This window comes from Hoylesella marshii DSM 16973 = JCM 13450 (genome assembly GCF_000146675.1).
GTDB classification, from domain to species: Bacteria; Bacteroidota; Bacteroidia; order Bacteroidales; family Bacteroidaceae; genus Prevotella; species Prevotella marshii.
The window spans coordinates 650,242-666,661 of the sequence record NZ_GL397214.1; the positions used below are offsets into that span (position 1 = coordinate 650,242).

At 44.8% G+C, this 16,420-nt stretch carries 15 protein-coding genes; 10 read left to right on the forward strand and 5 right to left on the reverse strand.

The window, feature by feature from the left end:
* Positions 1 to 76: 76 nt before the first annotated feature.
* From HMPREF0658_RS02785 to HMPREF0658_RS02800, 4 genes are all read right to left on the reverse strand, one after another.
* A complete protein-coding gene (locus HMPREF0658_RS02785; protein ID WP_006948405.1) occupies positions 77 to 1,234 on the reverse strand; it encodes a sodium ion-translocating decarboxylase subunit beta in 1,158 nt (385 codons plus the stop codon).
* Between the two features lie 5 nt (positions 1,235 to 1,239).
* On the reverse strand, positions 1,240 to 1,689 hold the full coding sequence (locus HMPREF0658_RS02790) for a biotin/lipoyl-containing protein (RefSeq protein ID WP_006948406.1): 450 nt from the start codon (positions 1,687 to 1,689) through the stop codon (positions 1,240 to 1,242).
* Between the two features lie 40 nt (positions 1,690 to 1,729).
* A complete protein-coding gene (locus tag HMPREF0658_RS02795) occupies positions 1,730 to 2,683 on the reverse strand; it encodes an OadG family protein (RefSeq protein WP_006948407.1) in 954 nt (317 codons plus the stop codon).
* A gap of 71 nt (positions 2,684 to 2,754) precedes the next feature.
* The gene (locus tag HMPREF0658_RS02800; RefSeq protein ID WP_040557635.1) at positions 2,755 to 4,449 is read right to left on the reverse strand and encodes a putative transporter; all 1,695 of its coding nucleotides are present in this window, start codon (positions 4,447 to 4,449) and stop codon (positions 2,755 to 2,757) included.
* Positions 4,450 to 5,449: 1,000 nt separating this feature from the next.
* Between HMPREF0658_RS02800 and HMPREF0658_RS02805 the strand changes: the two genes are divergently transcribed.
* Both HMPREF0658_RS02805 and rprY read left to right on the forward strand, forming a co-directional pair.
* A complete protein-coding gene (locus tag HMPREF0658_RS02805; RefSeq protein WP_040557636.1) occupies positions 5,450 to 7,012 on the forward strand; it encodes a sensor histidine kinase in 1,563 nt (520 codons plus the stop codon).
* Between the two features lie 4 nt (positions 7,013 to 7,016).
* Positions 7,017 to 7,712 (forward strand): response regulator transcription factor RprY, encoded by a 696-nt coding sequence (gene rprY, locus HMPREF0658_RS02810; RefSeq protein ID WP_006948411.1) that lies wholly within the window; start codon positions 7,017 to 7,019, stop codon positions 7,710 to 7,712.
* 79 nt (positions 7,713 to 7,791) lie between these two features.
* Here the strand turns inward: rprY and HMPREF0658_RS02815 are convergent, their stop codons facing one another.
* Positions 7,792 to 8,634: a DUF5715 family protein gene (locus tag HMPREF0658_RS02815; protein WP_006948412.1), complete on the reverse strand. Its 843-nt coding sequence runs from the start codon at positions 8,632 to 8,634 to the stop codon at positions 7,792 to 7,794.
* 98 nt (positions 8,635 to 8,732) lie between these two features.
* Here HMPREF0658_RS02815 and HMPREF0658_RS02820 point away from each other — a divergent pair, with 98 nt between their 5' ends.
* The 8 genes from HMPREF0658_RS02820 to HMPREF0658_RS02855 all read left to right on the forward strand — a co-directional run bounded on the left by HMPREF0658_RS02820 (position 8,733) and on the right by HMPREF0658_RS02855 (position 16,366).
* On the forward strand, positions 8,733 to 9,710 hold the full coding sequence (locus tag HMPREF0658_RS02820) for a PhoH family protein (RefSeq protein WP_006948413.1): 978 nt from the start codon (positions 8,733 to 8,735) through the stop codon (positions 9,708 to 9,710).
* Positions 9,707 to 10,657 (forward strand): phosphoribosylaminoimidazolesuccinocarboxamide synthase, encoded by a 951-nt coding sequence (locus HMPREF0658_RS02825; RefSeq protein ID WP_006948414.1) that lies wholly within the window; start codon positions 9,707 to 9,709, stop codon positions 10,655 to 10,657. Before HMPREF0658_RS02820 ends, HMPREF0658_RS02825 begins: the two co-directional genes overlap by 4 nt.
* A 120-nt stretch (positions 10,658 to 10,777) precedes the next feature.
* Positions 10,778 to 11,512 (forward strand): bifunctional demethylmenaquinone methyltransferase/2-methoxy-6-polyprenyl-1,4-benzoquinol methylase UbiE, encoded by a 735-nt coding sequence (ubiE, locus tag HMPREF0658_RS02830; protein WP_006948415.1) that lies wholly within the window; start codon positions 10,778 to 10,780, stop codon positions 11,510 to 11,512.
* A 48-nt stretch (positions 11,513 to 11,560) separates the two neighbouring features.
* Positions 11,561 to 12,307, forward strand: coding sequence for a shikimate dehydrogenase family protein (locus HMPREF0658_RS02835; protein ID WP_006948416.1), 747 nt, complete (start codon positions 11,561 to 11,563; stop codon positions 12,305 to 12,307).
* Between the two features lie 23 nt (positions 12,308 to 12,330).
* Positions 12,331 to 13,497, forward strand: a complete 1,167-nt coding sequence (locus HMPREF0658_RS02840; RefSeq protein WP_006948417.1) for an AIR synthase related protein — start codon at positions 12,331 to 12,333, stop codon at positions 13,495 to 13,497.
* 67 nt (positions 13,498 to 13,564) lie between these two features.
* Entirely contained in the window at positions 13,565 to 14,677 is a 1,113-nt protein-coding gene (gene prfA, locus HMPREF0658_RS02845) for a peptide chain release factor 1 (RefSeq protein WP_006948418.1), read from the forward strand.
* A gap of 230 nt (positions 14,678 to 14,907) precedes the next feature.
* Entirely contained in the window at positions 14,908 to 15,732 is an 825-nt protein-coding gene (gene pyrF, locus HMPREF0658_RS02850; protein ID WP_006948419.1) for an orotidine-5'-phosphate decarboxylase, read from the forward strand.
* A 22-nt stretch (positions 15,733 to 15,754) separates the two neighbouring features.
* Positions 15,755 to 16,366, forward strand: a complete 612-nt coding sequence (locus HMPREF0658_RS02855) for a DUF3256 family protein (RefSeq protein ID WP_006948420.1) — start codon at positions 15,755 to 15,757, stop codon at positions 16,364 to 16,366.
* Positions 16,367 to 16,420 lie beyond the last annotated feature (54 nt).

A 16,420-nucleotide genomic window follows, 5' to 3' on the forward strand; every position in this document is an offset into this window, starting at 1 on the left:
CGGTCAAAATAAGAAAGCATAAGAAACGGGATGCACTGCCAAATGAGTGCATCCCGAAAACGAGAAAAGGTATGATTTAAGAAAGGAATCCGAGCAATGCACCTGCTGCAACAGCACTGCCAATCACGCCTGCTACGTTGGGTCCCATGGCATGCATAAGCAAGAAATTGTGGCGGTCGTACTCCAAACCGATATTGTTGGAGATACGTGCACTCATCGGTACGGCACTCACACCGGCATTACCTATCAGTGGATTCAGCTTCTTATCTTTCGACAAGAACAGATTCATGAACTTCACGAACAGAATACCGCTTGTGCTGGCAATAATGAAAGCAAAGGCTCCCAATGCAAAGATAAGAATGGTGTTCAGCGTAAGGAATTCGCTGGCCTGCGTAGAACACCCCACCGTGAGACCGAGCAACATCACGATAATATCATTGAGAGCTGCTCCTGCAGTCTTAGCCAAACGCGTGGTCTTGCCACTCTCTTTCAGCAGATTACCAAAGAAGAGCATACCCAGCAACGGAAGTCCAGATGGAACGATAAATGTGGTAAGCAACAAACCTATGATGGGGAAAAGAATACGTTCTGTCTGGCTTACCTGTCTGGCCGGTTTCATATGGATAACGCGTTCCTTATTCGTAGTGAGCAAGCGCATCAAAGGAGGTTGTATGACCGGCACAAGAGCCATATAGGAATAGGCACAGACGGCTATAGCTCCCATCAAGTTTGGACTGAGCTTAGACGACAGGAAGATGGCTGTAGGTCCATCGGCACCACCAATGATGGCAATGCCTGCAGCCTGATTAGGCTCAAAACCCATGGCCAGGGCTATCATATAGGCACCGAAGATACCGAATTGTGCAGCAGCCCCTATAAGTATGAGCTTGGGATTACTAATAAGAGCAGAGAAGTCGGTCATAGCCCCGATACCGAGAAATACCAAAGGCGGATACCACCCAAGACGCACTCCTTGATAGAAGATGTTTAATACCGAGTTGTCCTCATACAGACCTATTTCCAAACCGGCATCGGTCTTAAAGGGGATGTTCCCAAGAATAATACCCAAACCGATGGGTACGAGGAGGAGAGGTTCGAAATCTTTCTTGATAGCCAACCATATAAACACAGCCCCTACTACTATCATGATAAGGTTTCCCACCGTGGCGTTGGCAAAGCCTGTATAGGTGAGAAACTCGTTGAAGTTGGTTGTTACGAAATCAATAAATCCCATAGCGCTTATCCGATTGTGAGGAGTACGGTACCTTCCATCACCGTATCACCTTTGTTTACCAATATAGAAGTGATGGTGCCATCTACTTCCGCTTCAATATTGTTTTGCATTTTCATGGCCTCTAATACGATAACAGTCTCACCACTTCTTACAAGGTCGCCTTCTTTAAACTTAATCTCGGTGATTGTACCCGGCAATGGTGACAATATCTTCATACCTGCACCAGCCTGTACTTGGGGTTGTGGAGTCGCTTTGGGCGACGGCGACATGGGTACAGGTGCTACAGGTTTAGACACTTTTACTTTACTTCTCTCCGAGGAGGTTGGCTTCAACGGTTGGCTTACTTCCACTTCAAACGGAATACCGTTTACCGTTACATGGGCGATATTTCCCTTTATTTCTTCGATTTCAACATCGTAATTGATGCCTTGAACTTTATATTGATATTGAGACATAGTGTATATTTCTTTAAAAATGAGTAATAAGGTTTGATGATTATCTGTTGAGGTTATGCCAAAGCGTTGTCTTCTTTCTGATGGTGATAACGCCACTTTCCGTATCGTGCACATCGTCACGATACTGTTTCAGAGCCATGGCGATGACAGCCAAATGGATTTCTTGACTAACGTCTTTGTCGTTTGTTGCATCAACGGGCGTCTGTCCTTTCTTCGCACTTCCGCCAACGGCCTTGCCTTTGTTCTTGGCTATAGTTTTGGCAGATTGCTGTTCGGTGTCCTTCTGTTTCCGTGTCTGCTTACGCTGCATGTAGAGTCCAAAGATTGAGAAGAAGACATAGAGCAATACAAGACTGAAGAAGACGATACCCATAGAGAGGAGAGCAATACCGAAGCCGTGGGGATCTCCTTTCTTCAATCGGGCAACTTTCGTTTCTGTTACTTGAATAAAGTTATCATTGTCGGGGGTTACAGCATCGGCGGCTTTGATAACCCATCGATCTGCTCCGTCACTGTATCGGGCATAAGAGGTGTTTTGCGACAATACCGGCACGGAAACGGAGTCGATAAGGTCTACTGCATTTCCGTCATACAAAGCCACCCACAAGGGCTGAGAAGAGGCAACTTTGACGGGGAGATGGTTGGTACCACGCGCCGGATTGCTGCTAAGGAAGAATACGACATGTTGTTTCGCGGTCAGTCGTGTCAGCTCATCATCATTGGGAATGATGCTCATCATGCGCATACGTTCCGGCACAGAAAGAGTTTTGTCCAGCACCCTCCGATCCGTGGTGATATACATTCCACGTACATTATACGTGGAATAGGCGGTATTGACCAGCTCCACCCACGGGTGTCGGTAGCCATAACCGTCTTGCAGACTTTGAGTATTGTTCGTCATCACCTCATTGATTCTTATATTGCTTGCCCCTTGAGCAAAAGCAAATGAGGTTCCCATCAATACCAAGCCTAAGATTGATATTTGTCTTTTCATATATTATTATATAAAGTTGATTATCTTTCTCGTACTTGAACGTAGGGCATGTCACATGCCGCACGTTTCTCCTATACACAACAAAGGAGAATGATGGTCTGCGCCACGAAGATACGTAGGAACATACTCAGCGGATAGACCGTGGAATATCCTACAGCCGGTGCGTCTTTGGAGCAGACCGAGTTGGCATAAGCCAGTGCCGGCGGGTCGGTGTAAGTACCGGCCAAGAGTCCCATAATCGTAAAGTAATTAAACTTATACTTCATTTTTGCGAAGATACCTACCAAAAGTATGGGGATAACGGTGATGAGGAATCCCGTGATGACATACTTCACACCGTCGCCTTGTGCTACAGTCTGCCAGAAATGAGCACCGGCTTTAATTCCCACGCTGGCAAGGAACAACACGAGTCCTATCTCTCTCATCATCATATTGGCACTGGTTGTAGTATAGGTAACTAACTTCACTCTGTGTCCAAATTTACCAATGAGGATGGCTATAATCAGAGGACCACCGGCAATACCTAACTTCAATGGAACGGGCATTCCCTGTATGGTGATAGGGAAACTACCGAAGATGATACCTACCATGATACCAATAAAGATGGTAGCAATGTTAGGTGCATTCAATCCCTTGGCTGAATTACCCATGATGGCCGCGACGCGATTGATGTTTTCTTCCGGACCAACGACCATTAACTTGTCGCCTACTTGTAACCGAAAGTTACGACTTGCAAAGAGATTCATCCCTTGGCGGTTGATTCTTGTCACGTTCACACCATAAACAGAGGAGAAATGCATCTTGCCCAATGTTTTACCGTTCATCGATGATTTGGTGATAACGATGCGTTTTGACACGAGATGTAGTGTGTCATATTTGTTATTATCCCACTCCGTATCGCTTTCCGGACCAATAAAAGCAATGATGGCCTCGGTATCTATCTCGGCACATACAATAAACAATTCATCGCCTACGGTCAAGACCGTATCAGGCGTAGGTATGCTCACTTTTCCATCGTGCAGTATTCGCGAGCAAGCAAAGTCTCTGTTTAAGAAGTTTCGTACCTGTCTCAAGGTCTTGCCAGACAGATAAGCATTAGAGACTTTGATACTTATCATGTGGGGCTTGGCCGAGGAGTCTTCCTCTTCTTCCCTTTGCAACTGGCTGTTTTCCTCGTCTAATTTTACACGACAGAAGTATCTTACTGCAATGGTTGCCCCAATGATACCCAGCACACCGAGAGGATAGGCACAGGCATAACCGGAGGCAATCTGCGGCATCCTGCCTTCTGGGAAGATAGAAGCCAATGCTTCGTTGGCAGCACCGAGACCGGGGGTATTGGTTACAGCACCATATAATGTACCGACCATCATGGGTAGATTGTTGGGGTTGGAAGTGTCGAAAAAGGCAAAGTAACATCCAAACATAACCAACACATTCAATAAAATGGTAACCGAAGCTAAAATATTTAGCGTTACGCCGCCTTTCTTAAAGCTCTCAAAAAAGCCTGGGCCTACCTGCATACCTATCATAAAAACAAATAGGATAAGCCCGAAATCCTGGATGAAAGTAAGTATGTTGGTAGGCGCGGTAAAGCCAATATGCCCTGCCAAAATACCGACAAACAGGACAAAGGTAACGCCGAGGGATATTCCTGCCACCTTTATTTTGCCTAAGTAGACACCTATGGCGATGACAATGGAATACAACAACGCGATATGCGCCACGCTGTCTGTAGATACTAATAAGTTTCTCAACCAGTACATTTCATATAGACGATTAACTTTGGCAAAGGTAATTAAAATATCAAGACAACAAACATTTTTAGACATTTATTTTCATCGTTACACAAAAAATGTCTAAAAGTATGAAAAGTTCTTTTCATGCTTCTGCATAAGCTTCCTCTCTCTTTCCTGAATTTATTGCAAAATACGGTATATGAAGTGTTGGAGGTGCACGATATGTCAGCCCAGCGCATAACACCGAGTAGATGACATTTCCTCAAGTAAGCTCTGAAACGAACGTTCGCTGTGCGGAGCGAAAAGCAAGGAGCATAACATGTTAGCCCAGCGCATAACACCGAGTAGATGTCATTTCCCCAAGTAAGCTCTGAAACGAACGTTCGTTGTGCGGAGTGAAATAGCGAAGCGGAAAGCAAAGAGCATAACATGTCAGCCCAGCGCATAGCGCTGGGGATAGGGCGTTCTCCTAAATGGAGCGCTGTAGGTGCGACAGAATCCCACAACCGATACGATTTGCCGTGAGAAAGGTTGCCGACCTTTCCCTGTACAAACACCACCTGTACATAGGACAAACGCCATCTGTACGGGTCACGAATCCCGACTTATCAATCGTCACTTTACGATCCCGAATTTCCAATCGGTCATGAGAGCTTCTTAGGAAGCCATGTCATCTTTATTAAATGGTAGAAAAGTGGTCTCATGAACGATGTAGGTTACGAGTTACAATCCCGAACCTTTGAGCATCAAATACTAAAGAATCATCACAAAAACGGGGTGAAAAGTTACAAAAGAAAACTATCGTTTTTTCTTCCTTGCTATTTCTATGATGAGAAGAATCAAGTCCGTGAATAAGTTGTTGGCAAAACATATGGGCTTCTTATATTCACCTACTATAAGAAAAATCGCTTGTTTTAATTGACAAATTGTCATTATAGCAAAAACTTTTGGTTAACTATTTAAAAAACGAAGATATTTTGTGGTAGAAAAAGTTAGACAACATCATTTTATCGATACCTTTGCGAACATGAAGCAAAAGACGATTTGGGCAATAGCCATCATCATGGGGCTCTCGTTCCTGTCCCTTCTCTTCCTCCAACTTATATATATACAAGAGATGGTGGAGATGAAGAAAGAGCAGTTCGATGAGTCGGTGAATCGGGCACTTTATCAGGCAGCAAGGAATTTGGAATTGAATGAGACTCTGCGCTATCTGGAAAAGGACGTAAACGAGACGGAGCGTCGCGCACTGCGAAACGACTCGATTGCTACAAGATCCGGCAGAGTGAACGATGTGGTACAGCATTCCCACCAATATGCCGTGGCCGGCAAAGATGGGACGGTATACTCTTCTTTCGAGCTAAAAACCATTACCACAAAACCTTCGCAGATGCCCAAAGCCATGATACTTCGCACGGACAAGAACTCCATATCGGAGGCTTCGAAGTCATTACAGGCCATTGTAAAGAACCGCTATGTATATCAGAAGGCGTTGCTAGACGAGGTCGTATACAGCATACTCTACTCTGCATCGGATAAACCTCTGAAAGAGCGAATTAACTTTAAGTTATTAGACCAAGACTTGAAAGCCGAATTGATGAATAACGGTATCAATATACCCTACCATTTCACAGTATCTACACAGGATGAACGTGAGGTCTACCGATGCCCTGATTATACCGATGAGGGCGAAAAGTACACCTACACGCAAGTGTTGTTTCACAACGACCCACAAGCGAAAATGGGTATTGTGAAGATACATTTCCCAGAAATGGATCGTTATATCTTCGCCTCAGTACGATTCATGATACCATCGGTTATTTTCACGGTGGTGTTGCTGGTGACATTTATTTTTACCATCATGGTTATCTTCCGGCAGAAACGTCTGACAGAAATCAAGAACGACTTCATCAACAACATGACCCACGAGTTGAAAACTCCCATCAGCAGCATCTCCCTGGCGGCACAAATGCTGAACGACGAAAGCCTCAACAAAAGCCCCGCTATGCTGAAGCATATCGGCGGAATTATCAATGACGAGTCGAAACGTCTGAGATTCCTTGTGGAAAAAGTATTGCAGATGTCGATGTTTGACCGCAGGAAAGCCATCTTCAAACGCAAGGAACTCGATTTGAATGAGTTGATAGAGAATGTTGCCAATACTTTCAGTCTTCGTGTGGAGCACACCGGTGGTAAGATATATACGGAAACGGATGCCGTGGATTCTTCCATCTATGTGGACGAGGTGCATTTTACCAACGTTATTTTCAACCTAATGGACAACGCTGTGAAGTATTGCAAACCCGATGCTCCCTTAAACCTATACATTAAGACATGGAATGACAATGAGCATCTGTACTTGTCTATCCGTGACACGGGTATCGGTATCAAGAAAGAAAATCTGAAAAAGATATTCGAGAAGTTCTATCGCGTACATACAGGAAACCGGCACGACGTGAAGGGCTTTGGCTTAGGCTTGGCCTACGTGAAGAATATCATTGCCCTACACAAGGGAGAGATACACGTGGAAAGTGAATATGGAAAAGGAACAAAATTTACGATTATATTACCAATTATTAAAAACCAATAAGATTATGAACGAACAATTAAGAATCCTTCTATGTGAAGATGACGAGAATCTGGGTATGCTTTTGCGTGAATACCTACAGGCTAAGGGATACAGCGCAGAGCTATATCCCGATGGAGAGGCCGGATACAAGGCCTTTATCAAGAACAAGTATGACATCTGCGTGCTTGATGTTATGATGCCTAAAAAAGACGGGTTTACATTGGCACAGGAGATTAGACAGGCCAATGCCGAGATACCCATTATCTTCCTTACGGCCAAACAGCTGAAAGAAGATATACTCGAAGGGTTCAAGATAGGGGCAGACGACTACATCACAAAACCATTTTCTATGGAAGAACTCGTGTTCCGTATCGAGGCCATCCTGCGTCGAGTACGTGGAAAGAAGACCAAGGAAAGTACACTATACCACATCGGACGCTTTACCTTTGATACACAAAAGCAGCTCCTCACCATCGGCGAGAAGCAAACAAAACTCACAACCAAAGAAAATGAATTGCTGGCCTTGCTCTGCTCACATGCCAACGAAATACTGCAACGTGACTTTGCATTGAAAACGATTTGGATAGACGACAACTATTTCAATGCACGTTCCATGGATGTTTATATAACCAAACTGCGCAAGCATCTGAAAGACGATAATCAAATAGAGATAATCAACATCCATGGTAAGGGCTACAAACTTATTACGCCCAACGAATAATCTGTGGATTTCATACACCTAAATATAATAAGGAGGTATCATATTGAATGGTACCTCCTTGTTGTTTGAACCCAAATGATTACTTGACTGTAATATGGAAACACCCCTGTTTCACTTCGTACTTGATATAACAACGATTTTGTCGTCTCATATCATTAAGCACTTCACTAAGTATCCATTTGAGTGTGTCGTTACGTACTTTACGGCACGAAGAGGCATCAGGAACCTCGACAGTTTTGTAACGGTTGTAGCTGATATCGAAGGTCGTTCCGTATTGATGGCAACTGTTCTCGGATGCGTTTCCGTTGTGTGTGCGGAGCTTCTTTACATCTTCGCGGGTGCGCAATACGCTTGTAATGATAATCTTATGTAAGGGTACGCCCTTTATCTGCAGACTATCGAAGAAGTTGCGCCCGATGTCTTGCAGCAATACCGACGCTCTGGGAACCAAATAAGGTATGCTACTGTTGAGCTTGTCTATATAAAAATAGGGATTGCTTCCCACATAGACCAACTGCCCTTTCCTATTCTCGGCCTCTTTCCTGTTGGATACAGGTTGTACGCCGTATTTTTCGGCCGACAGCAATTGCATGTCATTGAGGTCGGGAAATGCGTTTGCATAATTGGGAACACTGCGTATAGGGTGCTTGATGAGTTGCCCCTCTTCATCTATAAACGGCGATGAGGAGGCGGATATTCGCTGTGCTTTCAGAGGTTTTTCTGCCTCAGCGCACTCTCTGTCCGTCACCTCGTCGCCGCTTTCATAGGTAGTATTTGAATAGAAAGTCGTCTGTTTTGCAAGACTCGTAGAGGTTTCATAATCATGCGGTTTGGCAATTGATGGAAAGATGCAACGCACAAGAGCCAACAGAAGTACGATGATACCGAAACCTTGCAAATATCTTTTGGGAGTTATTTTCATCAGAAAAAATGCTCAAATTATGGTACAAAGATATTGAAAAGTGGTAGAATATAAAAACCTTTTCGTATTTTTGCAGTAAAATTTAATGGTTTAAAAGTTTGATAGAGAAGCATATAGTCTTGGAGGATATAGACCCCGTAGTGTTCTACGGGGTGAACAATGCCTATTTACAGATGATAAAATCGCTCTTCCCTAAGCTTCGTATCGTGGCAAGAGACAATGTTGTACGCGTACTCGGTGAGGAAGAAGAGATGTGTAAGTTCGAAGAAGACGTGGAAACCATGCGGAAGCATGTGTTGAAATATAATACCATCAACGAAGAAGATATACTCGACATCATCAAAGGAAGAAAGACTAAGGCCGATGCCATAAAGGGTGTGCTCGTGTACAACACGTCGGGGAAGCCTATCAAAAGCAGAGGAGAAAACCAGCAAAAGCTGATAGAGGCATACGAGAAAAGCGATATGATATTTGCCGTGGGGCCAGCCGGAACAGGCAAAACCTATCTCAGCATAGCATTGGCAGTAAAAGCATTGAAAGAGAAAACGGTGAAGAAGATTATCCTAAGTCGCCCCGCAGTGGAAGCCGGTGAGAAATTAGGATTTCTTCCGGGCGACATGAAAGAGAAGATAGACCCCTATCTACAACCTCTTTACGACGCTTTGGAGGATATGATTCCCACCGTAAAACTGCAAGACATGATGGAGAAAAACATCATTCAAATTGCACCTTTGGCATTTATGAGGGGACGAACATTGAACGATGCCGTAGTCATCTTAGATGAAGCACAGAATACCACGCCGGCACAAATACGGATGTTTCTTACCCGCATGGGGTGGAACACGAAGATGATTATCACCGGAGACATGACACAGATAGACCTGCCGCATGCACAAAAGAGCGGACTGAAAGAGGCCATCAGCATTCTGAAAGACGTAGAAGGCATATCATTCGTCAATCTCAACCAGAAAGATATTGTACGCCATCGGCTTGTCACACAGATTGTGAACGCCTACGAACAGCATGAACAAGAGAACCAAGAAGAAATACGAGTACAAAACGATATACAACGATGAAAGCATTAACAAAGACAGATTTCCATTTTAAAGGACAAAAGAGCGTATATCATGGCAAGGTACGCGACGTGTACGACATCGACAACGACCTCATTGTCATGGTGGCAACCGATAGAATCTCGGCATTCGATGTCGTATTGCCAAAGGGCATACCTTACAAAGGGCAGGTTCTGAACCAGATAGCAGCCAAGTTCTTAGACCTTACGGCAGACATTTGTCCCAATTGGAAGATGGCGACACCCGACCCCATGGTCACCGTAGGTTTGAAATGCGAAGGTTTCCGTGTAGAAATGATTATCCGCTCCATACTTACCGGTTCGGCATGGAGAGAATACAAGAATGGTTGTCGTGAGCTATGTGGCGTGAGGCTACCCGATGGGATGAAGGAAAACGAGCGTTTCCCTGAGCCTATCATCACCCCCACAACCAAAGCCGATGAGGGGCACGACATGAATATCTCCAAGGAAGAAATCATTGCGCAAGGGCTGGTCAGCGCCGAGGATTATGCTGTCATTGAAAACTATACTCGAAAAATCTTCAAACGCGGTCAGGAGATTGCTGCCCACCAAGGGCTGATTCTCGTAGACACGAAGTACGAATTCGGCAAGAGAGACGGTAAAGTCTATCTCATCGACGAGGTGCATACACCCGATTCCAGCCGCTATTTTTATGCCGACGGCTACGAAGAAAAGCTGAAAAAAGGCGAACCGCAGCGACAGTTGTCCAAAGAATTTGTGCGCCAATGGCTCATCGACCACAACTTTATGAACGAACCCGGGCAGGTGATGCCTGAGATTACCGATACATACGCTCAAAGTGTAAGCGACCGTTATATAGAACTCTACGAACATATTACGGGAGAGCCTTTCAATCGCTCCACCGAGACTGGCGACATCGCCGCTCGCATCCATCGCAATGTTTCAGCCTATCTGGCACAGGAAAAATGAGAAAAACAGGGTTTCCAAAGCCTCGGAAAGTTTAGAACTTCATTCAACAGCCCTCCCCAATCCCTTAACTTAGGGGGCGTATCCTCCCAAAAGCTCGGAATGATCAATTGTCAATAAAAAATGTATCGGCAAGAACAAATAAAACCCTACGACGACAGCGGCGATAAAAGCCGGCAGGTGGAACAGATGTTCGACAACATCGCCCCCACCTACGACGTGCTCAACCATCGCCTGTCGTGGGACATTGACAAGTGCTGGCGGCGTAAAGCCATCGCACAACTCGCCCCCTATCACCCGCAGCAGATACTCGACATCGCCACCGGCACGGGTGACTTTGCCATTCTTTCCGCCCGCATGCTTCGCCCTCGGCAACTCATCGGTGCCGACATCTCCGAGGGTATGATGAACATCGGCCGCGAGAAAGTGGAGCGCGAAGGACTGCAACACATCATCTCGTTTCAGCGCGAAGACTGTATGAAGCTATCCTTTGCCGACAGTAGCTTCGATGCCGTTACCGCCGCTTTTGGCATCCGCAACTTCAAAGACCTCAACCAAGGCCTGTCCGAAATGTGCAGAGTGCTGAAGAAAGGCGGCGTTCTGAGTATTGTTGAGCTTACTACGCCCGTGATTTCCCCCATGAAACAACTCTTCAATATCTACTCTCACACACTGCTGCCTCTCTATGGCAAACTGATTTCAAAAGACTCAAGTGCCTATCGGTATCTGACCGCCACGATAGAAGCTTTTCCGCAGGGCGAGAAAATGATGCAGGTTTTAAGGCATGCCGGCTTTGAGGAAGTAGCGTTTCGGCGACTCACGTTTGGCATTTGCACCATGTACTTTGCAAAAAAATAAACAAATTCAAAGGCAGAAACAACCACTATCTACTAAAGCGAACAGACTATGGATAAATATGGACTTATCGGTTATCCCCTCGGCCATTCTTTCTCATTGGACTTTTTCAATGAAAAGTTTGAGAATGAAGGTATCAATGCTCAATACGAAAACTTTGAAATCTCCTCGATTGAAAACCTACCGGAAATTATCGACACTCACCAAGACTTGTGTGGACTGAATGTAACTTCACCCTATAAGGAACAAGTGATGAGCTATCTGGATGCGATAAGCCCTGAAGCGCGGAGCATCGGTGCGGTGAATGTCGTCAAAGTCATACATAAGGGCAATAAGACCATATTGAGGGGATTCAATACCGATGCTATAGGATTCCGAAAGAGTATTGAACCGATACTGGAACGGTTTCATAAAAAAGCATTGATACTCGGCACAGGAGGTGCAGCAAAAGCCGTGGCATACGGGCTGAAAGCACTCGGTATCGACACGCAATATGTGAGTCGAACCGACCGCAAAGGATGCATACGCTACGAGCAGATAACTCCTGAGACAATAGAAGAATACAACGTGATCGTAAATTGCACCCCCTGCGGTATGTATCCGCATACCGAGGAGTATCCGAAACTACCCTATGAGGCCATGGACAACCACACTTTGTTGTACGACCTCATCTATAATCCCGATGAAACACTTTTCCTGAAAAAAGGGAAAGAGCAGGGAACCATCATTAAAAATGGGTTGGAGATGCTCCTATTACAGGCCTTTGCAAGTTGGGAGTTGTGGAATGAAAAGGAATAAACTGAAAAAACACGAAACCTATCATGGACAATCGCTATATGATGCGGGGCGTAAGTGCCGCCAAAGAAGATGTTCACAACGCCATCAAGAACATCGATAAAGGAATCTTTCCACAAGCATTCTGCAAAATCATCCCCGACATCCTCGGCGGAGACCCCGACTATTGCAACATCATGCACGCCGACGGAGCCGGCACGAAGTCAAGTCTTGCCTACATGTATTGGAAAGAAACGGGCGACATCTCCGTGTGGAAAGGTATAGCACAAGATGCGATTGTCATGAACACCGACGACTTGCTCTGCGTGGGAGCTGTGGACAATATTCTTGTTTCTAGTACCATCGGGCGCAATAAGATGTTGATTCCGGGCGAAGTTGTCTCTGCCATTATCAACGGAACCGACGAACTGCTGGCCGAACTCCGACGTATGGGTATCGGCATCTATCCTACCGGTGGTGAAACCGCCGATGTCGGCGACCTCGTGCGCACCATCATTGTCGATTCCACGGTTACATGCCGTATGAAGAGAAGTGATGTGATAGACAACGCCAACATACGCCCGGGCGATGTTATTGTAGGATTATCTTCATCGGGACAAGCCACCTACGAACAACGCTATAACGGCGGAATGGGGAGCAACGGTCTCACAAGTGCACGCCACGATGTCTTCCATAAGTATCTGGCAAAGAAATACCCCGAAAGCTACGACCACACCGTACCCGAAGCACTCGTCTATAGTGGCACCAAGCGACTGACCGACGCTATCGAATCGCTCGGCATTGATGCCGGTCAGTTGGTATTGTCGCCCACAAGAACATACGCTCCCGTTATCAAAAAAATACTGGACGAACTGAGACCGCAAATACATGGTATGGTACACTGCACGGGTGGTGCACAAACCAAGGTGCTCCACTTCGTCGGCGACAACTGCCGCGTGGTGAAAGACAACTTGTTTCCTGTGCCTCCTCTCTTCCAAATCATCAAAGAAGAAAGCCAAACCGAATGGAAAGAGATGTACCAAGTGTTCAACATGGGACACAGAATGGAAATCTATCTCCACCCAGACACGGCACAAAAGGTTATCGACATCAGTCGAAGTTTTGGCATAGAAGCTCAAATCGTAGGTCATATCGAAAATGGAAAACGAAGCCTTACCATCGATTCTGAATACGGAGTATTTCATTATGAATAATTGAACTGCAAGCACTCACCATTTTCAACCCATTCATTTTTCGATAAATAAACTGAAACATCACAATATGGCTGAACAAAACAGCATACTACAAAAGCTCGATGGCTTAGAGAGCCGTTACGAGGAAGTGGCGACCCTGATTACAGATCCCGATGTCATTGCAGACCAAGAACGATATGTCAGATTGACGAAAGAATACAAAGATCTCGAAGACATTATGGATGCACGCCGTCGCTACATAAATTGTATCAACGCCATCCAAGAAGCCAAGGATATTCTCAACAACGAGACAGATGCTGACCTTAAGGAAATGGCACGCGAAGAATTACAAAGTAACGAAACACTTCAGCCCCAATTGGAAGAAGAAATAAAAATAGCATTGGTGCCAAAAGACCCTGAAGATGCCAAGAATGTGCAGATGGAAATCCGTGCAGGCACAGGAGGTGACGAGGCTGCCCTATTTGCTGGCGACTTATTCAATATGTATAAGAAGTTCTGTGACTCAAAGGGATGGACTTTATCCATTACGAGTGTCAGCGAAGGAGCCGTGGGAGGATTCAAGGAAATAGATTTTGCTGTAAGTGGGACTGATGTCTACGGCATATTGAAATACGAGTCGGGCGTACATCGTGTGCAACGAGTTCCGGCTACGGAGACACAGGGGCGTATGCACACCAGTGCAGCAACAGTAGCTGTTTTGCCGGAAGCCGATAAGTTTGAAGTCAATATCAACGAGGGCGACATTAAATGGGACACATTCCGAAGCAGTGGTGCAGGTGGACAAAATGTAAACAAAGTAGAGTCCGGTGTTCGCCTCCGTTATCCGTGGAAGAATCCTAATACAGGAGAAACGGAAGAGATTCTCATTGAATGTACAGAGACTCGAGATCAACCGAAGAACAAAGAAAGGGCATTATCTCGCCTTCGGACTTTCATTTATGACAGAGAACATCAGAAATATGTAGACGATATAGCCAGCCGTCGCAAAAGTCTTGTATCAACTGGAGATAGGTCTGCTAAAATCAGAACTTACAATTACCAGCAGGGACGCGTAACCGACCATCGCATAGGATTTACCACCCACGATCTGCAAGGTTTCCTTGCTGGCAATATTCAGGAAATGATTGATGCATTGACGGTGGCTGAGAATGCAGAAAGAATGAAAGAAACAGAGTTATAGTCTGCAATGATAAACAGTTTGAAAAGGATTTATTCTCTACAAAATTCAATACTTTCCTTCCCTTACTATCGACTATCGACACACATATTCCAACGGAATCCAATTCTGTGTAGGAGTAATGCAGACCATCATACCGACCAACAACCAAAAGATATCACGCCATACAGCATTTTTCCCCAACATCAGCTTCGGTAAATCTTGCTGCTTTCACTATAAAACAAGAAAACAATATGAATCGCCAACAACTGATAAAACAAATTCAAACAAAAGAAACTTTCCTTTGCATAGGGCTTGATACAGACATTAGAAAGCTACCTGAACACTTAAAAAATGAAGAGAATGCAGTTTTTAAGTTTAATCAGGCCATTATTGATGCGACTGCTCCCTATTGCGTTTCCTACAAACCGAATCTTGCATTCTATGAAAGCATGGGACTGAAAGGCATGGAATCTTTTGAGAAAACAATAGACTATTTGAAACAAAACCACCCTGACCATTTCATCATAGCCGATGCCAAACGCGGTGATATAGGAAATACCTCCATGATGTATGCCCGTACATTCTTTGAGGAATATAATCTCGATGCCCTTACCGTGGCACCTTACATGGGCGAAGATAGTGTGAAACCATTTTTGGAATACAAGGGGAAATGGGTGATTTTGCTTGCGCTCACGAGTAATAAAGGCTCACATGATTTCCAATTTATAGAGGACACACAAGGCGAAAAGCTTTTTGAAAAAGTATTGAGAACATCTCAACAATGGGGAAATGAAGAAAATATGATGTATGTTGTAGGAGCTACGCAAGGCAGCATGTTCACCAATGTACGCCGTTTGGCTCCCCGAAGTTTCCTTCTTGTGCCGGGTATCGGTGCGCAGGGGGGTAGTTTGCAGGAAGTCTGTCGATACGGGATGACGGACGATTGCGGATTACTTGTCAATAGTTCGCGCGGCATTATCTATGCAAGCAGTGGTAAAGACTTCGCTAAGGCAGCAGCCATAAAGGCGCAAGAGGTGCAGCAAGATATGGCAAAAGAATTGGAGAAAAGAATTTAAATAAAAGTAAAGATACAAAGGAATGAAAAAAATCATCATTATATATATATATATATGTGCTGTTACCGTTGTCTCCGCAAAGTCTATGAAAGAACTTTGGGTGAGTATGCCGGACAGTATCCTACCCTATCTAAATGCGGAAAAACGCATGGCACTCACAGTATCTGCAAGTGAAAAGATAAAAACCCGCATAGACAATCTTCTGGAAGGGCACAGCACGATGGATACATTGACAGCAGATTATCTACGTATTCGACTCAACGAATCCACCGAAATACAACTCAAACGATTACCTGTTGAAGGGGCAGACTCTATTATTTGCATGGTAAAAACATGCTTTGCGCCCGAAGCAGAGAGTGAAGTGGCATTTTATTCGCAATCTTGGAAGTATATCGGCGACATGCCTTTAACGACAACAGGCTTAATCATACAACCCGATACTATGACTACGTCCCGATTTGAAGAACTAAAAGGTATGATAGACCCCCAAATGGTGAAAGCAGAACTTTCAACAAGTACAAACACACTGGTGCTGAATCTTTCTTTACCATTACTGACAAGTGCCGATAAAAGTAACTTAAGACCTATTTTACAGCAAAGAACTGTTAAGTGGAATGGTAAAACATTTAATTAATGTTACATAACGACACTTTCTTGCTTGCAAGTATTGCAGGATAAGGAATTATGC